Origin of the sequence: Shewanella zhuhaiensis, from assembly GCF_022484835.1 — a bacterium.
GTDB classification, from domain to species: domain Bacteria; phylum Pseudomonadota; class Gammaproteobacteria; order Enterobacterales; family Shewanellaceae; genus Shewanella; species Shewanella khirikhana.
Genome location: NZ_JAKUDL010000001.1, coordinates 1,217,375 through 1,237,801 on the forward strand (window position 1 = coordinate 1,217,375; position 20,427 = coordinate 1,237,801).

Consider the following 20,427-nt stretch of genomic DNA (forward strand, 5'->3'; position numbering starts at 1 on the left):
CATATGCGGCCGGGGCAGGCTTCAGGGCGAAGCAACCGGTCAGCGTGAAAGGAGGCAGGATTGGCAAAACACATCAGCTTTGGAACCCCGGTAAACGATGCCGAGCGCTGGGCCTTCGGTCTGCTGGCCGATGAGCTTCCCACAGATTACTTCTTGCTGACCAATGTGGAGATCCCCACCAAAACTGGCCAGGCGATGGAAGTCGATGCGCTGGTGGTAGGGCAGTGGGGCGTGTATGTGGTGGATGTCAAAGGCTACATCGGCAGGCTCGATGCCGGGCTGCACGCCTGGTTGCTGGATGGCCGCGATGTCGATAACAGCCTCTCCAAAGCCAACTATGTGGCGCGGGTGCTGGCGGGCAAGCTTAAACACAAGGTGCCGGTCGGGGTGTATGCGCCCTGGTGTCAGGGCATGGTGTTTGTAACCGGCCGCAAGGGCGAGGAGATTGAGCTGGACAAGTCCGGTGAAAGCCTCAGCATCTATACCCCGGATGAAATCATTGCCGCGCTGACCAAAGAGTGGGGCCTGACCGCGCCACACAAGCATCCGGTGACCCGGGCGCAGAAGGAGCTGGTGCTCGACACCATAGGTCAGGTTGCTCTGGTTGAGAGCCGCAACAACAAAATCCAGGACTTTATTAAGCTTAAGTGTCTGTTTTTACAAAAGGGGCTTGAGGTCTGGCAGGCGGAGTATAACCCCGGTGGTTGGAGTGCCCCCTGGCTGCTGAAAATTCTGCTGCCCATTGAGTTTGAAGACGCCTCTGAAGCTGCCCGCCACGAAGAGCGGCTGCGACAGGAGTTTCAGCGGCTGCAGGCGTTGTCGGGCCTGGGCGCTGTGCCATACAGCGCCCCGCTTATCCAGGATGGTGAGCAACTGGTGCTGCCTATTCGTATGCCCCGTGGTCTGCCGCTGCATCTGCTGCCGCTCACGCCCTTGTCGACCTATCAAAAGCTGGAGATATTGCGCCGCTCGGTGACCGGGCTGCAGCAAATCCATCGCCGTGGCCACACAGTGGGGGGCTGGGCTGAAAACTGTGTGTTCGTCAGCGACAGCGGCGATGTGGAATTTATTGATATTCGCAGTGATGTCAGTGAGTTTGACGATCTGAAAGCCTATGCGGCGGTTTTCCTGAATATTGCCGAAGCCACCCGCCAGCCGCGGATTTACCAGTGGTACCGCGCGGCCGCCAAGGGCGCGACTGTGGACTTGGATGCTATTCGGGCTGACCTCTCCGCGCTGATTGAACTTGGGGTTTGCGATTACGACGAAGCGCCCTTTGAAACCAAACCCGGCGCTGTGATTGAGCACCATTATGCTTTGCTGGAGCAAACCGCGCAGGGCGAGCACAGCGAGCTTTGGCGAGCCAAACACGTGCTAGGTAACTTCCCGGTGGCTGTGAGCCTGTATCACAGCACAGAGGCTTCCTGGCCCATGCTGTCCAGCCTTTATCGCAGCCTGAGTCGTATCAGCCATCCCAACATTGAGCGGGTACTGGCCTTTGGACAGCTGCCCCAAAGCGACAGCCTGTTTATCGTTCGTGAGTGGGAGCAGGGCACGGCTTTGGATGCCTGCGGCCCCATTGAGCCCGGACAGCCAATGTTGTGGTTTGCCAAACTGCTTACCGCGCTCAACTATTTGCATCAGCTGGATATCTACCACGGGGCCATTTGTCCGCAGAACATTATTATTGATGCCGATAATGCCAGTTTGGTGAACTTTGGTGTTGGACTCGATATCGCCGCCAGCTGCTACGCCAGCCAGTATGCCGACCCGGCTTTGTGGGAGCATGAAGGCGAGGCCGAGCGGGATATTTATGGCCTGGTGGCGAGCTTTATCGATGTGCTGACCCCCATAGAACTCAAAGGCGACATGGGGCCTGAGGGCATGCTCAGTGCCCTGCATGCTTTCGATAGAGACTATCTCGGCAAGAGACTGTTTGATTACTGTGAGGCAGTGCTGACCTTCAAGGCGCAAGTCGATCCCAACACCTGTTATCTCAAGCAGTTCGGCCTTGAAGACTACAGTGACGTGAACTTTCGCTGATTGAAAACTGCCGCAATTGTCCCTTTGCTCCGGGGGGCAATTGCGCGCTTGCCTGCCTTTGCCTTTTACGGCAAAAAAGCGTTAAATGCTGGTTTCGAATTTCCCAATACCGACACCCGACGCCCGCCGGTTTGTGTCGATTTCGCCTGACTGACCTTTGGATGTAAACATGGATTTTTCGCTGACCCTTGAGCTTGCTGCGGTGCTGTTTGTGGTGGCTATGGTGGCCGGTTTTATCGACGCCATTGCCGGTGGCGGAGGCTTGCTGACCATTCCTGCGCTGATGTGGGTGGGCCTGTCTCCGGCGGCGGCGCTTGCGACCAACAAGTTGCAGGCCTGCGGTGGCAGTTTCTCGGCCAGTTTGTATTTCGTTCGCAAAAAGATGGTAGATTTGCGCACTCTCAAGTTATCGATATTCTGTGCTTTTTTAGGCTCGGCGCTGGGAACTATTGCTATTCAACTGATTGATGCCGGGGTACTGGAGAAATTGTTACCCTTTCTGATCCTGGCCATTGGTGCGTACTTTTTGTTTTCCAAAAAAGTGAGTGAAGACGACAGACACAGGGTCTTGGCGCCAACGGCTTTTGCCTTTACAGCGGCATTGGGCATAGGTTTTTACGATGGCTTCTTTGGCCCCGGCACCGGCAGCTTCTTCGCGCTGGCCTTTGTGAGTCTGGCAGGTTTTGGCCTTGCCAAGGCCACTGCCCATGCCAAGGTGCTTAACTTTGCCACCAATATCTCGTCGCTTATCTTTTTTGCCCTCGGCGGTAAGGTGGTCTGGCTATTGGGTGGCCTGATGCTGGTGGGGCAGGCGCTGGGTGCCACCTTGGGGTCCAGGCTCGTTATCAGCAAGGGCACGGCCATTATCAAGCCGCTGGTGGTGACCATGTCGGTGGCGATGAGTGTTAAGCTGCTGGGCAACGAATTCCAGTGGTGGTGAAGCCACAGGCAGATAGCGGCAAAACGCCGTTTTCTGCCTTCACAGCGCTGTGCTAATCCCCTAGTATGAGTCTCAATTTCAAAGCAAAAAGGCGTTTTCATGAGATTCATCCATACCTCGGATTGGCACCTTGGCCGCACGCTGTACAATCAATCGCTGCTGGACGAGCAGGCCGGGATGTTGCAAAGCCTACTGGAGCTTATCCGCATCCATGAGGTGGACGCCTTACTGATAGTCGGCGATATCTTTGACCGCTCAGTGCCGCCTGCGGCCGCGGTAACCCTACTGGATGATTTTCTGGACCAGGTCACCACAACCCTGGGGGTGGCCGTGGTTGCCATTGGCGGCAACCATGACGGTCAGGAGCGCATTGCATTCGGTGCGCGGCAAATGGCCGGGGCCGGGCTCTATATTCAGGGGCCTGTGAGCGCCGAGGTAAAGCCGGTTCGCATCGATGGCAAAGACGGCAGCGCCTTTTTCTATCCTATTCCCTACGCTGAGCCAGCGCTGGTCAGGCATCTCCTCGATGAAGATGTGCACACCCACGAAGAGGCCATGGCGGCGCTGCTTGGGCAGGTACAGGCTCACGACAGCCAAGGCTTACCCAAAGTCGTGCTCAGCCACTGCTTTTTGGACGGCGGCAGTGAGTCGGATTCAGAGCGGCCGCTGTCCATCGGCGGCGCCGATCGTATCTCGCCATCGTTATTTGCACCCTTCGATTATGTTGCCCTCGGGCACCTGCATGGCCCTCAATACAAGGGAGCCGAGCATGTGCGTTACTCGGGCTCGCCACTCAAATATTCCTTCAGCGAGCAACACCAGAAGAAATCGGTGACCCTGGTGGAGCTTAAGCCCAATCAGCCACCTGTTATCGAGCTGCTGCCGATTACGCCAAAACGTGATGTTCGGGTGATTGAAGGCCTACTGGCTGAGCTGCTTGAACGAGGCAAAACCGATGCCGCCCGGGAGGACTACCTGATGGTGCGGCTACTGGACACCCAGGCGATTCTGGAGCCCATGGCCAAGCTCAGGGCCGTGTATCCCAATGTGCTGCATCTGGAGCGCACGGGGCTGATGCAGGCCCGCCAGGTGGATGGGCCGGGCAGGGAGCGCATTCAAAAGAGTGAACTGGCCATGTTTGAAGACTTCTTCAGCCAGGTACAGGGCGAGCAGATGACAGAGCCCCAGCGGCAACTGATGACAGAACTTATCTCGTCGCTGCACAAGGGGGATGCCCAATGAAGCCGCTGACCCTTGAGATGACCGCCTTTGGCCCCTTTGCTGACACCCAAAGGCTGGATTTTACCGCCCTTGGCGACTGGCCGCTGTTTCTGATTAACGGCCCCACCGGTGCCGGCAAGACTACTATTCTCGATGCCATTTGTTTTGCACTGTATGGCAAGACCACAGGCAACGAGCGCGAAGGCACCCAGATGCGCTGCGACAGTGCCCCCGACAGCCTGCTCACCGAAGTGGTGTTTGAGTTTGGTCTGGCGGATAAGCGCTATCGGGTCAGGCGAACTCCCGAGCAGCAGCGGGCCAAAAAAAGTGGTGATGGTTATACGGTGCAAAAGAGTGAAGCTTTCCTCGAGCGGCTTGAAGGGGACAGCGCCGTGCCCATGGCCTCGGCCAAGGTCACCGAGGTGACCGCCGAGATAGAAGATTTGCTCGGGCTTGAGGTTGAGCAGTTTCGTCAGGTGATGGTGCTGCCCCAGGGGCAGTTTCGAAAGCTGCTGCTGGCCGACTCCAAAGAGCGCGAGGCCATCTTCGGCCAGCTGTTTCAAACAGGCATTTATAAACGTATCGAAGACAGCCTTAAGCAGCGGGCGCTGGAGCTCAAAGCCAAAGCCCGTGAACTCGAGGCGCGAAGAGCTGGGATTCTGGAAACCGCAGGCGCCGAAAGCCTGGATGCGCTCAATGCCGCCATATCAGCCCTTGCGCCTGAGCTTGCCAGCGCTGCAGACGCCAAACTCGCCGCCGAGACCAAACTCGCCGCCGCCAAAGCCGGGCGTCAGGCGGCAGAAGCCAGGCTGCGGGAGTTTGCGGCGCTTGCCGATACCAAGGCGCGGCTAGAGGCCGAAAACGCCAGGGCCGAGTCTATGGCCGCTCTGGGCATTCAGCTTGAGCGCGCGACACTCGCAGAGTCCCTTGCTGGTGCATGGCATGCCTGGGAAGAGCGTGAAAAAGAGCGTGTAAGCGCTGAAACCGCGGCTATGCAAGCCGTTGAAGAGGCAAAACAGGCCGAGACTGCGCTGGCGCATGCCAGAGAGGCGGCATTCGCTCTGCCCGAGTTGGATACAAAACGCCAGCAGCTCAGGGCGGATACCGAGCGACTGGCTGAGTGGCGCCCAAGAATGAGCAGACTGTCGGCGCTGAGTGAGGCAATTGCCACGCTTGGACAGGGGCTTAGTGCACTTGATGCCAATCTTGCCCATGTTCGCAGCCAGCTTGGCAATACCCAGGGCCGCATGGCGCAGCTTACCCAGCAGCGGCGTGACCTGTCGGCGCTGGCAAGCAGCGCCGGGAGCCTTGAGGCCGCGCTGGTGCAGCAAACTCAGGCGTTTGAGCGTCAGCAGCAATTTATTGAAAAAGAGCGGCAGGCGCATAAGCTTGGTGCCGAGCTTTCACGACTTGAGGCGGACGGCCGTCAGGCCAAGGTCAATCAGGAACAGCTCACCCATGCCCGCGAACTGCTTGAGCTTGCCTGGCATCAGGGGCAGGCCGCGATTCTGGCGGCAAGGCTTTTACCCGGCGAGCCGTGTTCTGTGTGTGGCAGTAAGGATCACCCAAATCCTGCTCACCATGAAGGGATGCTGCCGGGTGATGATGAACTTGCCGCAGCCAGAGACGCCGAGCAGCAGGCGAGGGAACTGCTTAGCCGCGCCCGCTCGGATTACAAGGCGCAAAAGCAGCGTCTCGATGCCATGGCGCAGGAACTTACTCAGGATGCCGCGGCGCTGGGGGATGCGCTTGCCACCAGTCTTGAGCAAAAGCAGCATCTCCTTGGCCAAAGCCGGGAAGCGTGCCAAAACGCCAGGGCGGCCCAGCAATCCTTACAGGCGCTGGATGCTGAACTTGAGCAGCTGGACAGCGCTCAAAAGCAGTTGATGGCCAACATAGATGAGCTGCAGCGCCAGCGCGAGCAGCAATCCGGTGAACTGCAAAAGGCCAGCGGCGAGAAAGACAGCCTCAGCAGTGCCATTCCCGAGCTGTGTCAGCGCCTCGGAAGCGAGCAGGCGTTCGATGCCCATCTTGCGACGCTGTCGCAGCAAATCGATGCTCTGAGCGCGCAAATAGAGGCGCTGCAAACCCGGCAAAAAGAGGCCGAAACCCGTCAAACCCAGTGTAACGAGCGCCGGGATGCGTTGAGCCGGGCGCTCAGTGAGGCTGACAGCCGCCAGGCAGCCGCCAAGGCGCGTTTTGATACCGAGCTTGCGGCTAAGGGCTTTGATGATGTGCAAAGCTTTACTCAGGCGCGGATGAGCGCAGATGAGATGACTGCTGCCAAAAACAGTATCGCCAGCTGGCAGCAGCAGCTCGCAGGGCTCAAAGAGCGGCTCGCGGCTCAGCGGGAGGCCCTGGGCGATGCTCTGCCACCGGATTTGACTGATCTTGCCGCTGCTGAAGCCTGTGCCCAGGAGGAGTTTGGCCAATCCAATCAGTGCTGGCAGTCACTCAACGACACCCAGGTAATGTACAGCCGGGCTCGGGCGCAGCTTGGCAGCGAAGCCGAGGCTGCCGCCAGGCTTGATGCCGACTATGCGCTGATTGGTACTCTGTCTGATGCCGCCAGCGGCCAGACAGGTGGTCGCATCAGTTTACAGCGTTTTGTACTTGGTGTGCTGCTCGATGATGTGCTGATTGAAGCCAGCAATCGTTTGCATCTGATGAGCAAGGGCCGCTACCGGCTTATCCGCAAAGAAGACAAGGCCAAAGGCAACCGGGCGTCCGGGCTGGATCTGGATGTGGAAGATGCTTACACAGGAAAACTCAGACCTGTGGCAACCCTCAGTGGCGGCGAGAGCTTTATGGCGGCATTGTCGCTGGCGCTGGGACTCTCGGATGTGGTGCAGGCCTATGCCGGAGGCATTAAGCTCGACACCCTGTTTATTGACGAAGGCTTTGGCAGCCTGGATCAGGACTCACTGGAGCTTGCCATCAGAACCTTGGTGGACTTGCAGTCAGCCGGGCGCATGATCGGGGTGATTTCCCATGTCACCGAGATGAAAGAGCAGATCCAGACCCGAGTGGATATCAGCAAGGGCAACGACGGCAGTAAAATCAGCCTCACGCTTCCCTGACCCCAGGTTGCGGCTCAGGCGCTGAAAATACCTCCAAAGCGGCAGAAATCTTCTGCCGCTTCACATTTTTCCCGGTTCAGTTTTGTTAATGTTCGCCGAAGTGGAGGGCAGGCCAGCCGCACCTTTGCCTGAAAAGGCTTGTGTCAGGCTGAGTTTTTGGTATAAAAAGAAGCAATCCCCGCAAAATAGCAGGGTTATATACCAATAAGAACGACTGGCAGTACAGGAAATTTCAGGGTTGAGTAATCAAATCTCTAATAAAAACAATTTGTTTTTGACACATATTGCCAGTTTGCCCAGCTTTCATAAGCGCGTACTGCTGCTGGGTGGTTTACTGGTTGGTGCTTCCATCATGTGGCCATCGGTTCAACAACCGGTGACGGGTCGCATTCCCATTGCATTGGATATTGAGTCTTTGCTGCCTCAGGTATCTGATGCGCCGCTGCCGCTTGCGGCCAGCGAATCAGTGGCAGATTTTGATCACCTGATTGTCTCCGGCGATACCCTGAGCGGACTCTTTTCCCGCGCCGGTGTGGATCAACAGACCATGTATAAAGTGCTGGAAGCTGATATGAGCATTCTGGCGCTCGATACCCTGATGCCCAATAACCGCATCAAATTCTGGCTCGACAGCAACAATGAGCTGCAGAAACTCGAACTTTACTTCAGCCCGGCCCGTCAGGTGGTGTTCAGCCGCTTCGAAGATGGCAGCTTTAACGTGGATGAAATTGTTGTCGATGGTCTGTGGCAGAACCGCATTGCCAGCGGCGAAATCCGTGGCTCTTTTTATGTCTCGGCCCAGCGTATGGGGTTGTCTGCCGCTGAAATTGCCAAAATCGAGTCTCTGCTGAAAGAAAAAATGAATTTTTCCCGCGATTTACGCGCTGGTGACACCTTCTCGGTATTGGTAAACGATCAGTACGTGGAAGGCGTGGCTACCGGTGCCAGTCAAATCCTCGGGATTCAGATTAAAAGTGGAAAGCGCGAAATCACTGCGTTCCAGCACAGCGACGGTAACTTTTATGATGCCAAAGGCCACAATCTGGCCCGCGCCTTCCAGCGAGTGCCGCTGGAGAAGTCGTTCCGCATGAGCAGTCGCTTCAATCCGGTACGTAAGCATCCGGTTACCGGTCGTGTGTCTCCCCACAATGGCGCCGACTTTGCCACGCCCATTGGTACCCGAGTTGTTGCCCCCGGTGATGGCGTGGTAACCATGGTGACCGACCACAAGTTTGCCGGTAAGTACGTGGTGATTGAGCACGGCAACAAGTTCCGCACCCGTTATCTGCACCTCTCTAAAGCCTTGGTGCGTAAGGGCGACAGAGTCAGCCGCGGTCAGGTAATTGCACTCTCAGGCAATACGGGGCGCTCCACCGGGCCACATCTGCACTATGAATTCCATGTTAATGGCCGTCCGGTAGACCCCATGAAGGTGCCGCTGCCAACATCGACCCAGCTCAATTCGTCTGAACTGTCTGAGTTTATCTCTGTTGTTCGAAGCCGGCAGATGCTGATGGACCTGGGCTAATCCCAAGGCTGTAGAAAATAAAAAAGCGACCCTGGGGTCGCTTTTTTATTGGTGTAATTTACTTAAATCATTACTTAACTATTACTTGAGTTGGGTCGCTGCTTTTCTGCCGCATAACCTGTGCCGCTTTTGGCTGTTAGCCTTGCGTCAGCCCGCTTTACGCTTGGCGAGTTTCAGTGCGCACTGGCACAGGCCGCCACGTTTGGCCGCGCAGCCGCCGCAGGGTTTGCGTTTCAGTGGTGTCAGTGCAAAGGCCATACTGCCTATGGCCGGGCGCAGAGTTCTTACGGCGGGCAGGCTGTCGTCATTGGCACTGTTTGGGAGTGATTCAAGCTGCTGTGCCGCCAGTTGTTTCAGTGTGCGGCGGGTGGCCTTTTTTTCGGCCTTGTTTTGCGGGGAGGGCTGTTTTGGCAGCGCGCTGTGTAGCCTGCCGGCAAGCTCACTGACTTTGGCTTTCTGCGCCTTGTCCTTAATATCACGCTTTTTCAGCCCTAATGATTTACGGGCTGCCTTGCGGCACATTTTTTCCAGGCGTTTGTCGGCTTTGGCCATGGGACTCCTGCTGTGGCTTTGACTGCCATAACACGGTGACTATGCTGGGCATTCTAAATGAAAATCGTTATCAGTCAACTGTCTTGATCACAATTTGCGATGCAGTAGCGGAAGTGGAGTAAGCCTGCCGTCACTGCGCCTAAAGGCATCAGCGCAAAGACATCAGAACGGAAAGGCATAAGGCTGAATGTACAACAGAGTGCGAAGGCAACAGGGCCTGAAGAGCTGAATGGGTGAATCCGTGAAGAGAGTGCTGCGGGATCAGCCCGGGAAGGGCGACTGACCGGCGTCGATGGCTGTCAGCAGCAAACGCAAATCAAACTCCAGCTGGTGATAGTCACCATCCATATGGCAGCACAGCTGATAAAAGGCTTTGTTGTGGTCGCGCTCTTTCAGGTGCGCCAGTTCGTGGATGACCACCATCCGCAGCAAGGGCTCGGGGACTGTTTTGAGTCTGGAGCTGATGCGGATTTCCCGTTTGGCTTTAAGCTTGCTGCCCTGAACCCGGGAGATGCTGGTGTGCAAGCCAAGAGCCTGCTGTTTTAAGCTGATTTTATCGTCGAAACAGACTTTGGCGAGAGGGTCGGCGCGCTTGAGGAAGCGATTTTTCAGCGCCTGGGTGTACTCGAACAGGGCTTTGTCGGTGCGAATACTGTGGTCGGCACGGTAGCGCCGTGCCAACAGTTCGCCAAGCTTACCCGCGTCGAGCAAGGCGGCCACCTGGGCACGCACCTGCTCGGGGTAGTGGGCCAGATATTGGCTCACAGCTTGCCGTAGATCTTACCGTTGAGTAAGGCATAGGCCGCTTCGAAAGCGGGTTGCTGGAAACGCTTGAGCCCCAGCACTTCGAAGTCCACCTGAGGCGGGTTGCGCTTGCACTGTTCACGGATGGCTGTTGGCTTCATCAGTTTCACCGGCAGGCCGCACAGCTGAATGGCAGTCTCCAGTTTAAAGCTGATGGCGCTGCCTGCCGCCTTGCCTTTGTGCTCACGCTCAATCAGGGCAACCGCCTCGATTTTGTAGTCTTCCATCAGCTTGCTGAACGCGAAATGGAACTCGGTCATGGCTTCCTGTTCGCTGGCATTGGAAATAGTGAAGGTGTGCTTACGGCACTCAGGCACGTTGAAGGCTTCCCGGTCGTAACTTACCAGGCTGATGATGGCTTCTGCGCCTTTAAGCTCTACGCCACATACTCTCATTTTTGAACCCTTATTCTCTAAAATCTTTACTGGTTAATCGCGCTGATTTGGCGCTTATTCCGCATCGTCTTCCGGCGCCTCGCTGACGGGCGCTTCGGGTTTGGGCTTTTTGCGGATCATAGGCGCATCGCCTACATCCACGCCCGTGATAAAGCGACGATCCCGTGCCTTGGCGGGGCCTTTGGGCTTGGCACTGTCGCTGTGTTTTTTCACCGGTTTGTCGCCGGTATCGGCCTTTTTGGGGCGAACACGCTTGGGTTTAAGGCCGGTGAAGCTGGCTTCAAGGCCGGGCAGGGTGCTGAATTCAAAGGTTTTGCGAAGCAGCAGCTGCACCTTGAGGAAATTGTCCCAGTCTTTCGGGCCAACCAGAGACACTGCACTGCCTTTGTTACCGGCGCGGCCTGTGCGGCCAATGCGGTGCACGTATTCTTCGGCAAATTTGGGCATGTCGAAGTTAACCACCAAAGATACAGTGCCAATGTCCAGTCCGCGGGAGGCCACATCTGTGGTCACCAGAATACGGCAGTGGCCACGGCTGAAGCCGTCCATGATCTGGTTGCGCTGGCTTTGGCGCAGCTCACCGGACAGGGCCGCTGTGTTGTGGCCTTTTTCCGCCAGCAAGCTGGCCAGACGCTCAGTGTCCTGACGGGTGGCGGTAAAAATCATGACCTGACGGAAATCGTCCTGCTCAAGCAGCTTTTCAAGCAGCGCCTGCTTGTGGTCCAGGTGATCGGCCAGCAGAATTTTCTGATCGATATCAGCATGGCCCTGATGCACCGCATCAATGGCAACGTGCTCTGGGTTTTCCAAAAGCTCGCCCGCCAGTTCCTGTACTTCGCCGTGATCCAGCGTGGCCGAGAACATCAGGGTCTGGCGGCGACGGTGGTCGGCGGCTGCATTGATGGCTTTAAGCTGAGGCGCGAAACCCAGGTCAAGCATGCGGTCGGCTTCATCCAGAACCAACAGCTCAAGACCATTCAGGTACAGATGCTTTTGCGACAGGTGATCGGCAATACGCCCTGGAGTGGCCACAATAAAGTGAGGATCCCGGGCCAGCGCATTGGCCTGGTCGTTGAAGTTCTCACCGCCGAGCACACTGATGGCACGGTATTGGGTGTTGGCAACCAGAAGACGCAGCTGGGCGTAAACCTGCTGGGCCAGTTCTCGGGTTGGCAGCAAAATCAGTACCCTGGGGTCACGCTTCGACAGGGACTTGGTGGAAATCACCCGTTGCAGCGCCGGCAGCAAAAATGCCAGCGTCTTTCCCGACCCCGTCTTGGATGAGGCCATCAAATCACGGCCGCTCATGGCAACCGGAATGGCCTGACTCTGGATGGGAGTAGGCGTCTCAATGCCCATGTGTTTCAGGCTTTGTAAGAGGCGCTTATCGAGGGAAAAATCAGAAAATTGCAATGGATGGTCTCCGGAAAAATTCAAGCGGGGAATTATAGCGCCAACGGGGCTTTGGCGCCATGGCAACCTGATGACACTCTCTAAAGCAAGGCAATAGGCGGCAAGTTGGGTTGTTTGTGGGTTGTTTGGTGCGGTCTGCCTAGCGTGACGGGGTGTCAATATCCGTGATATTCGTCAAAAAAGTGACGCGAGTGCTTTATCCTGTGATGCTTTTGACTTATGTTTGAGCAACATTAATAAAAAACGACCCGAGACACTCGCTGCGGATGTCTTTGGAGCAGTAAATGGATTTTTGGATTGCGCTTGCGATAGTCATTTTCGGCTGGATGATCCCGGTGTTACACATTGGACTGTCCGATGTGATGCCTGCCCGTAAAAAGGGCTGGTGGATTTTGGCCGTTACCTTCTCGTCCTGGTTTGGCTGGCTCGGTTACCTGGTCAAAGCCCGGAGTTCTTAAGTTCAAGCGCTGGCACCCGCCGGCGCTTGTCGTTTATAGTCGTTGCCCACCGTTACTTTTCTTATGGATGGAGAAATATCCATGACCCAAACCCGCATTGGAATCGCCCTTGGCAGTGGCGCCGCCAAAGGCTGGGCCCATATTGGCGTGCTCAAAGCGCTGAATGAACTCGGCGTTAAACCCGACCGGGTGGCGGGCTGTTCTATCGGGGCGCTGGTTGGCGCTGCGTATGTCAACGGTCATCTGGAAGCGCTTGAGACCTGGGTGCGCAGTTTTTCCAGCTGGGATGTGCTGGGGCTGATGGATTTAAGTTGGCGCCGCGGCGGGCTTATTCGCGGCGAGAAGGTATTCGATGTCATGCAAAGCCACATGGGGGTGATGGACATTGAAACCATGGCCATGCCCTTTATTGCGGTGGCGACTGATCTCTACAGCGGCCAGGAGATCTGGTTTCGAGAGGGCGATTTGCGCCATGCGGTGCGCGCGTCCTGCTCTATGCCGGGGATTTTACCGCCGGTGCGTCAGGGGCATCGCTGGTTGGTGGATGGCGCTGTGGTCAATCCGGTGCCGGTATCTGCCTGTCGTGCGTTGGATGTAGATGTAGTGATTGCGGTGGATTTGGATGGCCAGCGTCGCAGCCGCATTCAGGCGTTGCCGGTTGACCTTCGCAGCGAGGCTATTTCGCCCCAGGAGGAAACCCAGGCGCTGGCCGAGCAAGAGGGCGGTTTTATGGACTTGCTGGCGCGGGGGCGGGACTATGTGGCCAGTCTGTCGGATAAGTTTTCCCTCGGCAGTCGCGACGACCCCGGGATGCTGGCAGTGATGAGTCAGTCGATGGAAATTGTCCAGCAGCGCCACAAGCGGGCACGACTGATGGGCGATCCGCCCGATGTCTGTTTGGTGCCCAAAGTGGCAGACATTGGCACTATGGAGTTTCACCGCGCCGCCGAGGCCATCGATGCCGGATATGCCGCCGTGATGGCCCAGGCTCATTTGATTGAGGCAAGCCTTGGGCAATAGCACCTGGCCCCTTACTGCCAAAGCCGGTTTTTGAACCGGCTTTTTGCTTTTTTGAGGGTGGCTCGCGGGTATTTTTTGCTGCTGCGTGCCTGCTGTTTTGCCGTGGGTCAAGGGGCAGATTTTTAAAAGGCTACCTGCCACAGATTTTCAAAAAGGGGAGATTTATCTTTTTCCCAAACATGATCCATATCAAGGTATCGCTCTGGTATTTGTCGCCTAATACACTACATTTTGTATCTGGATAAAAAATAAGCTCAACATGTAGTGTTGGCTTCGACAAAGAGGATCTAGCGATGCCAGTGGTGATCAAGCGGGATGGGTGCCGTGCTGCGTTCGATGAAACCAGACTCAGGGATGCGGTAATTGCGGCGCAGGGTGCTGCCGGGGTTATCGATAACGACTATGCCGCCACCGTTGCTGCCATTGTGGCGGCGCAGGTTGCCGGTAAAGACGAAGTCGCCATCCACGAACTGCAGGATGCGGTGGAAAACTGCCTGATGGAAGGCCCCAACAAGGAAGTGGCCCGTCACTATATTGAGTATCGTCATGACCGCGATGTGTGCCGCGAAGCAAGCAGCCGTCTGAATCTGGAAATTCGTTCGCTGGTGGAGCAAACCAACGCCGCGCTGCTCCATGAAAATGCCAACAAAGACTCCAAGGTGATCCCAACCCAGCGGGATCTGCTGGCGGGCATTGTGGCGCGCCATTACGCCAAGCGCCATATTCTGCCCAAAGAAGTGGTGGCCGCCCACGAGGCCGGTGAAATCCATTACCACGACCTCGACTACTCGCCTTTCTTCCCCATGTTCAACTGCATGCTGATTGATTTGGGCGGCATGTTGACCAAGGGCTTTAAGATGGGCAACGCCGAGATTGAAACGCCCAAGTCTATCTCCACGGCCACCGCAGTAACGGCGCAAATCATCGCCCAGGTGGCGAGCCACATCTATGGCGGCACCACCATTAATCGCATCGATGAGGTGCTGTCGCCCTATGTGGCCAAGAGCTATGACAAGCATTATCAAACCGCGCTGCATTGGGGCATTACCGATGCGGTGGCGTACGCCCGCGCCCTGACCGAGAAAGAGTGTCACGATGCGTTCCAGTCACTGGAATATGAGGTGAACACCCTGCATACCGCCAACGGTCAGACGCCTTTTGTGACCTTTGGTTTTGGGCTTGGCACCAGCTGGGAGTCGCGGCTTATTCAGCAGTCCATCCTTAAGGTGCGGATGGCCGGTCTTGGCAAGAACCGCAAAACGGCGGTGTTCCCCAAGCTGGTGTTTGCTATCCGTGACGGCATTAACCACAAACAGGGCGATTGCAACTACGATATCAAGCGGATGGCGATTAAATGCGCCTCCGAGCGCATGTATCCGGATATCCTCAATTATGAGCAGGTGGTCAGAGTAACCGGCTCCTTCAAGACGCCCATGGGCTGTAGAAGCTTTTTGGGTGTGCATGAAAAGGACGGCGAACTGGAGCACGAAGGGCGCAACAACCTTGGTGTGGTCAGCCTTAACCTGCCGCGTATTGCCATTGAAGCCCAGGGGGATGAGCAGCGTTTTTACGCCTTGCTGGAGCAACGCTTGCAGATTGCCCGCCAGGCACTGGACAGCCGTATCGAACGCCTCAGAGGCGTGAAAGCACGGGTCGCGCCCATCCTTTATATGGAAGGTGCCTGTGGTGTGCGCCTGCGCCCTGACGATGATATCGAGCCCATCTTTAAAAATGGCCGCGCGTCCATTTCGCTGGGTTACATCGGTTTGCATGAAACCGTCAATGCCCTCTATGGCACTGAGGAGCATGTGTACGACTCGCAGCAGCTCAGACAAAAAGCCCTCGCCATTGTGGCGCGCCTTAAGCAAGCCACCGAGCAGTGGAAGCTGGAAACCGGTTATGGCTTCAGCCTTTACAGCACTCCGAGCGAGAGTCTGTGCAGCCGCTTTGCCAAGCTCGACACCAAGGCCTTTGGGGTGATTGCCGGGGTGACCGATAAGGGCTATTACACCAACAGCTTCCACCTGGATGTGGAAAAGAAGGTGTCGCCTTTTGACAAAATTGACTTCGAGGCGCCGTACCCTGAACTCGCCAGCGGCGGTTTTATCTGTTACGGCGAATATCCCAACATGCAGCATAACCTCGAGGCGCTGGAGGATGTGTGGGACTACAGTTACAGTCGCGTGCCTTACTATGGCACCAACACCCCTATCGATGAGTGCTACGACTGCGGCTTTACCGGTGAATTTGACTGCACCAGCAAAGGCTTTGTCTGCCCTTCCTGTGGCAACCACGAACCCAGCCGGGTGTCGGTGACCCGCCGGGTATGTGGCTACCTTGGCAGCCCTGATGCGCGTCCGTTCAACCACGGCAAGCAGGAAGAAGTAAAGCGCCGGGTCAAGCATCTCTGAAGGCGGAAATCAGGTGAACTATCATCAGTACTTTCCGCTGGATGTGGTCAATGGGCCGGGCACCAGGGCGACCCTGTTTGTGTCCGGCTGCGAGCATCAATGCCGTGGCTGCTATAACCAGTCCACCTGGGATGAAAAAAGTGGCCACCCCTTTGATGAGGCCATGAAGGCGCGGATTATCTGCGATCTCAATGACAGCCGCATTCGTCGCCGAGGGCTTAGTCTCTCCGGTGGCGATCCGCTGCTGCCCGCCAATATTGAGGCGCTGCGCAGCTTGATCATTGAGGTGCGCGAGCTGTGCCCAGGTAAAGACATCTGGCTGTGGACCGGTTATCGCCTCGAAGATTTTACCCCTGCCCAGGCCAGTCTGGCGGCGCTGGTGGACGTGATAGTGGATGGCCCCTTTGAGAAGGCGCTGTTTGACCCCAAGCTGCGGTTTCGCGGCAGCAGCAATCAGCGGATTTTGGCCCGAACGCCAGGTGGATTTGTCCCCTGGCAGGGCTGAACGGCAGCGGATTTATCTCAATATTGGCTTAGTTCTGTTGGTTGACGCGTCCCGCTGGTATACTCCAGCCAATTGAGCAGCCATTTCTCCAATGGATAGCCGGGTAAAGTCCCAGTTGTTCACTTGGGTATTCCTGCGAGCGGTAAAAGCGCTTAGAATAGGCCCCCCGGTGAGGCTTCTCGCCAAAGATGTTGAGTTGTCAGGGAAAGTTCTGGTCTCACGGATTGAGCGTTGTCGTTAGGATAAATTCATGTCGATAAAGTATGTCGCCACCTCCAAGTTGCCTACGCCCTGGGGCGTTTTTGCCATGCACGGTTTTGAAGATACCCAAACCGGTAAAGAGCATGTGGCGCTGACCTTTGGCGAACTCAGTGGTGACGAGCCTGTGCTGGGCCGGATCCATTCCGAGTGTTTAACCGGTGACGCCCTGTTCAGCCTGCGTTGTGACTGTGGTTTCCAGCTGCAAACGGCACTGCAGCGCATTGCCGAAACCGGCCGTGGTTTTATTCTGTATCTGCGCCAGGAAGGCCGCGGCATTGGTCTGCTGAATAAGATCCGTGCCTATGAGCTGCAGGACAAGGGTGCCAACACAGTCGAAGCCAATGAAAAGCTGGGCTTTGCAGCCGATATGCGCAAATACGATATGATTGCCCCCATGCTGGAGCATCTTGGCGTGTCGCGGGTACGGCTGATGACCAACAACCCCCGCAAGGTGAAAGCCATGCAGGATGTGGGTATGGACGTGGTGGAGCGGGTGCCGCTGCAGGTGGGTAAAAACCGCTACAACGAAGCCTATCTGAAAACCAAATCCGACCAGCTGGGGCATATGATGTCCGAAGTGCATTTCAGCACTGACCACCAGGACTGACCCGGACGGCGTTCTCTGGTTTTCGTCAGAAAAACCTTTTATAGTCGGTGCATTCAACCGTGGATGTACCGACTGTCTTGAAGCCTTTTTGCGCCTTTCTTTGTTTACTTTTCAGTGCCTTGGCCGTAGCCGACGATGCGGCTGAAATTCAGCATTTCGCCTTTGCCAATTACCTTGGCAGCGGTATCTACAGCAGCACAGGCGACAGTGCCGCCGTCGCCAATATTCCCCTGTCTTTTACTATCGAAGAAACCGCCGACAGCGAACTGTTGCTTCGTATGCCGCTCTCGCTTGGCTTTTTCAATTATCAGTGGGATGACTTGCCGGAAGGGGATTTGCCTGACAATGTTGGCACCCTGACTTTAACTCCCGGCATCGAATACCACTGGCAAGCCAGCGAAAAGCTGGCCATGGAAGCCTATCTCGACATCGGCTTTGGCCATAACTTTGCTGACAGCACCAATGTGGGCATTCTGTCGGCGGGCGTGTCTGCCCTGTATCAGTTTGGCAGCGAAGCCTATCGCCCCCTTTGGGTAAGCCGCTTTTACAGCGCCGGTTATCGCAGCATGGCGGGGGATGCTTCTGAGCGCTACTCGGCACTGACCACAGGCGTGGATAGCGGCCTGGGGCTTGGTTTTTCGGCTTTGGATGTGTGGATGGAGCCACGACTTTTTGGCGCCCTGCACTGGGTGTTTGGCCGCGGTGAGCTGGCCGATGAGCTGGTGGGCGCGCTGATGGACGACAGCACCTTCGAACTTGGACTGAGCCTGGCGTTTGATAAGCCCGTTGGTATAGCGCCAGTGACCGTTGAGCGGGTAGGGCTCAGTTACAGCCTACTGGGCAGTGAAGGTGTGTGGCGCTTGTTCTTCAGCCAGCCGCTTTAGCCACTTGCCTTTCCCTGTGACGTTAAAAAACTGAAAAAGCGCCTTAATGGCGCTTTTTTTGAAGGGGTTAAATGCCCTGCGCTCAGTTCTCAGTCCTCAGTCCTCAGTCCTTTGACGACTTGCCCCACACATTGGCATTGACGGGAGCCGTGGCCCCGGCGTCATTCTTAGCTTTCTTTTTTAAACTCAAGGTATTCTGCGAGGGCTTCTTCGGCTTTGGCGCGGTCTTAGCGCCTGGGGCGGGCGGCCTTTTGGGGTTGTCTATTCTGACTGCTGCCTTGGTCGGTTTTGCTGCTGCTTTAGTTGCGCTTTTGGCATTTGCAGCATTTTGGGCATTTGCAGCGCCAGGAACCTTTGCTGCTTTGTCGGCCGCTTTGCGGGCTTCTCTGGCCTTGGCTTTACTGACTTCACGGCAAAGGTACAGTGATTCGACTTTAGCGCGGGCCCAGGGGGTGCGGCGCAAAAAGGTCAGGCTGGATTTGACCGAGGGGTCATTGGCAAAGCAGCGAATGCGAATTTCATCGGCAAGGCGTGGCCATCCAAGCTCTTTCACCAGGGTTTCCAGCATCACCTGAAGGGTGACACCGTGGAGGGGATTATTGGGCTGTGAAGACGTGGGTGAAGACATGGATTGAAGCGAGCCTTGGGCTTAGGTTGATTCGAGCTGCTATTGTACCTTGGCCGCATCAATAAACACAAAGGCCGGCGCGGGGCCGACCTTTGTTTTTCAGTGCCTGAGCACTCAGGGGGTTAAGCTTCTTCAGCCAGCTCCACCGCCTTGCCTTTGGTTTTGATGATAAGCAGAGTCGCCACCACGAAGGCTGTTACCACGCCGACAACAGTAGAGAGGGTCATTGGCAGGCCAGCACCCAGGGTAGAAGAGTTCAGCAGGAAGCTCACTACCACTGTGGTCATAAACATGGCGGGAATGGTGCAAATCCAGTGCAGTTTATTGTGGCGCAGCAGGTAGGCTGATGCGGTCCACAGCATAAGCACCGCAGTTGCCTGGTTGGCGACACCGAAGTAGCGCCAAATCACGCCGAAGTCGACCTGAGTCAGGATGCCACCGATGATAAACAGCGGAATGGCCAGCATCAGGCGCTTGGGCAGCGCGGTTTGCGGCAGATTGAAGAACTCAGCCAGGATAAGACGCGCAGAGCGGAATGCAGTATCGCCTGAGGTGATAGGCAGAATAATCACGCCCAGTACGGCCATAAAGCCACCTACAGCACCAAGCAGGCCGGTTGAGGCTTCATACACCACGTTGGCAGGGTTACCAGCCATGCCGGTTGCCAGACCTTCAACTCCGCCGAAGAACGACAGGGCGATGGCACACCAGATAAGGGCGATAATACCTTCACCAATCATGGCGCCGTAGAACACAAAGCGGCCGTTTGACTCGTTTTCCATGCAACGGGCCATCAGCGGTGACTGAGTGGCGTGGAAGCCGGATATGGCACCACAGGCGATGGTGATGAACAGCGCAGGCCACAGCGGCATGTCGTTGGGGTTCAGGTTGGTCAGGAAGTCACTTGCGGTTACACCGGGCAGCAGGCTGTGCTCGGAAGATACAATCAGTGCGATGGTCAGGCCCACAGACATAAACAGCAGCAGGGCGCCGAAGAAGGGGTAGAGACGACCGATAATTTTGTCGACCGGAACGATAGTGGCAATCAGGTAGTAAACGAAGATGATACCCACAAACAGGGTGACACTGAGACCTGTGAGTTTACCCAGCAGTCCGGCAGGGGCCGAGATAAACACCACACCCACAAGCAGCAGCAATATGGTGGCGAACACATTCATAAAGTGCTTGGCGCTTTTGCCCAGGTACTTACCGGCGAGGTTGGGAACCGACTGACCGCCGTTGCGTACCGACAACATGCCCGAGAAGTAATCGTGCACCGCACCGGCAAAAATACAGCCCACCACAATCCACAGCATGGCGGCAGGGCCATACAGGGCGCCGAGGATGGGGCCGAAAATCGGGCCGACACCAGCAATGTTCAGCAGTTGAATAAGATACACCTTGCCCTTTGACATGGGCACATAGTCCACGCCATCGGTTTGAGTGAAGGCCGGCGTTTGCCGGGTGGCATTGATCCCAAACACCTTCTCAACGAAGGTGCCGTAGATGAAGTAGCCGGCCAGCAGCAGACCGACACAAAGCAGGAACCAGGTCATTTTGTTTGTCTCCCCTTTTTTGAGTACTTACATTCTAAGGGGCGAAAAATCAGCTGGGTGACCCATTTGGGTGAGTGGTCGAATGGCAGGGTTAAGCGGTTGTTATCAGCCGCGAGCGGTT

At 56.2% G+C, this 20,427-nt stretch carries 17 protein-coding genes; 11 read left to right on the plus strand and 6 right to left on the minus strand.

Translation table 11 applies throughout. From position 1 onward, the window contains the following. The first annotated feature begins 60 nt into the window (after window positions 1-60). The 5 genes from MJ923_RS05155 (at window position 61) to MJ923_RS05175 (ending at window position 8,812) form a co-directional block, all read left to right on the plus strand. Entirely contained in the window at window positions 61-2,043 is a 1,983-nt protein-coding gene (locus MJ923_RS05155; RefSeq protein WP_240590157.1) for an NERD domain-containing protein kinase family protein, read from the plus strand. A 169-nt stretch (window positions 2,044-2,212) separates the two neighbouring features. Then, window positions 2,213-2,983 carry a TSUP family transporter gene (locus MJ923_RS05160; protein WP_240590158.1) on the plus strand — a complete coding sequence of 257 codons (771 nt, stop codon included), beginning with the start codon at window positions 2,213-2,215 and terminating at the stop codon, window positions 2,981-2,983. A 99-nt stretch (window positions 2,984-3,082) separates the two neighbouring features. Continuing rightward, window positions 3,083-4,225, plus strand: coding sequence for an exonuclease SbcCD subunit D (locus MJ923_RS05165; protein ID WP_240590159.1), 1,143 nt, complete (start codon window positions 3,083-3,085; stop codon window positions 4,223-4,225). Beyond that, a complete protein-coding gene (locus tag MJ923_RS05170; protein WP_240590160.1) occupies window positions 4,222-7,284 on the plus strand; it encodes an AAA family ATPase in 3,063 nt (1,020 codons plus the stop codon). Before MJ923_RS05165 ends, MJ923_RS05170 begins: the two co-directional genes overlap by 4 nt. A gap of 268 nt (window positions 7,285-7,552) precedes the next feature. Then, window positions 7,553-8,812: a peptidoglycan DD-metalloendopeptidase family protein gene (locus tag MJ923_RS05175; RefSeq protein ID WP_240590161.1), complete on the plus strand. Its 1,260-nt coding sequence runs from the start codon at window positions 7,553-7,555 to the stop codon at window positions 8,810-8,812. Between the two features lie 147 nt (window positions 8,813-8,959). Here the strand turns inward: MJ923_RS05175 and MJ923_RS05180 are convergent, their stop codons facing one another. The 4 genes from MJ923_RS05180 to MJ923_RS05195 form a co-directional block, all read right to left on the minus strand. Further along, window positions 8,960-9,364 (minus strand): hypothetical protein, encoded by a 405-nt coding sequence (locus tag MJ923_RS05180; RefSeq protein ID WP_240590162.1) that lies wholly within the window; start codon window positions 9,362-9,364, stop codon window positions 8,960-8,962. A gap of 261 nt (window positions 9,365-9,625) precedes the next feature. Beyond that, window positions 9,626-10,129 carry a M48 family metallopeptidase gene (locus MJ923_RS05185; protein WP_126166392.1) on the minus strand — a complete coding sequence of 168 codons (504 nt, stop codon included), beginning with the start codon at window positions 10,127-10,129 and terminating at the stop codon, window positions 9,626-9,628. Continuing rightward, a complete protein-coding gene (locus tag MJ923_RS05190; protein ID WP_240590163.1) occupies window positions 10,126-10,563 on the minus strand; it encodes a DUF3010 family protein in 438 nt (145 codons plus the stop codon). Before MJ923_RS05190 ends, MJ923_RS05185 begins: the two co-directional genes overlap by 4 nt. Window positions 10,564-10,617: 54 nt before the next feature. Next, complete coding sequence (locus MJ923_RS05195; protein ID WP_240590164.1) at window positions 10,618-11,976, minus strand: DEAD/DEAH box helicase; 1,359 nt, start codon at window positions 11,974-11,976, stop codon at window positions 10,618-10,620. Window positions 11,977-12,260: 284 nt separating this feature from the next. Here MJ923_RS05195 and MJ923_RS05200 point away from each other — a divergent pair, with 284 nt between their 5' ends. The 6 genes from MJ923_RS05200 (at window position 12,261) to MJ923_RS05225 (ending at window position 18,122) form a co-directional block, all read left to right on the plus strand. Next, window positions 12,261-12,434: a hypothetical protein gene (locus tag MJ923_RS05200; protein WP_164551141.1), complete on the plus strand. Its 174-nt coding sequence runs from the start codon at window positions 12,261-12,263 to the stop codon at window positions 12,432-12,434. A gap of 81 nt (window positions 12,435-12,515) precedes the next feature. Continuing rightward, entirely contained in the window at window positions 12,516-13,454 is a 939-nt protein-coding gene (rssA, locus tag MJ923_RS05205) for a patatin-like phospholipase RssA (protein ID WP_240590165.1), read from the plus strand. Window positions 13,455-13,747: 293 nt separating this feature from the next. After that, window positions 13,748-15,865, plus strand: coding sequence for an anaerobic ribonucleoside-triphosphate reductase (nrdD, locus tag MJ923_RS05210; protein WP_240590166.1), 2,118 nt, complete (start codon window positions 13,748-13,750; stop codon window positions 15,863-15,865). Window positions 15,866-15,878: 13 nt separating this feature from the next. After that, complete coding sequence (nrdG, locus tag MJ923_RS05215) at window positions 15,879-16,370, plus strand: anaerobic ribonucleoside-triphosphate reductase-activating protein (protein ID WP_240590167.1); 492 nt, start codon at window positions 15,879-15,881, stop codon at window positions 16,368-16,370. Between the two features lie 250 nt (window positions 16,371-16,620). Next, the gene (gene ribA, locus MJ923_RS05220; RefSeq protein WP_240590168.1) at window positions 16,621-17,238 is read left to right on the plus strand and encodes a GTP cyclohydrolase II; all 618 of its coding nucleotides are present in this window, start codon (window positions 16,621-16,623) and stop codon (window positions 17,236-17,238) included. A gap of 119 nt (window positions 17,239-17,357) precedes the next feature. Next, window positions 17,358-18,122, plus strand: coding sequence for a hypothetical protein (locus MJ923_RS05225; RefSeq protein ID WP_240590169.1), 765 nt, complete (start codon window positions 17,358-17,360; stop codon window positions 18,120-18,122). A 103-nt stretch (window positions 18,123-18,225) separates the two neighbouring features. Here the strand turns inward: MJ923_RS05225 and MJ923_RS20850 are convergent, their stop codons facing one another. Next, window positions 18,226-18,750: a VF530 family protein gene (locus MJ923_RS20850; RefSeq protein ID WP_338092213.1), complete on the minus strand. Its 525-nt coding sequence runs from the start codon at window positions 18,748-18,750 to the stop codon at window positions 18,226-18,228. Between the two features lie 122 nt (window positions 18,751-18,872). Then, window positions 18,873-20,306 (minus strand): carbon starvation CstA family protein, encoded by a 1,434-nt coding sequence (locus tag MJ923_RS05235; protein ID WP_126166400.1) that lies wholly within the window; start codon window positions 20,304-20,306, stop codon window positions 18,873-18,875. Window positions 20,307-20,427: the final 121 nt, after the last annotated feature.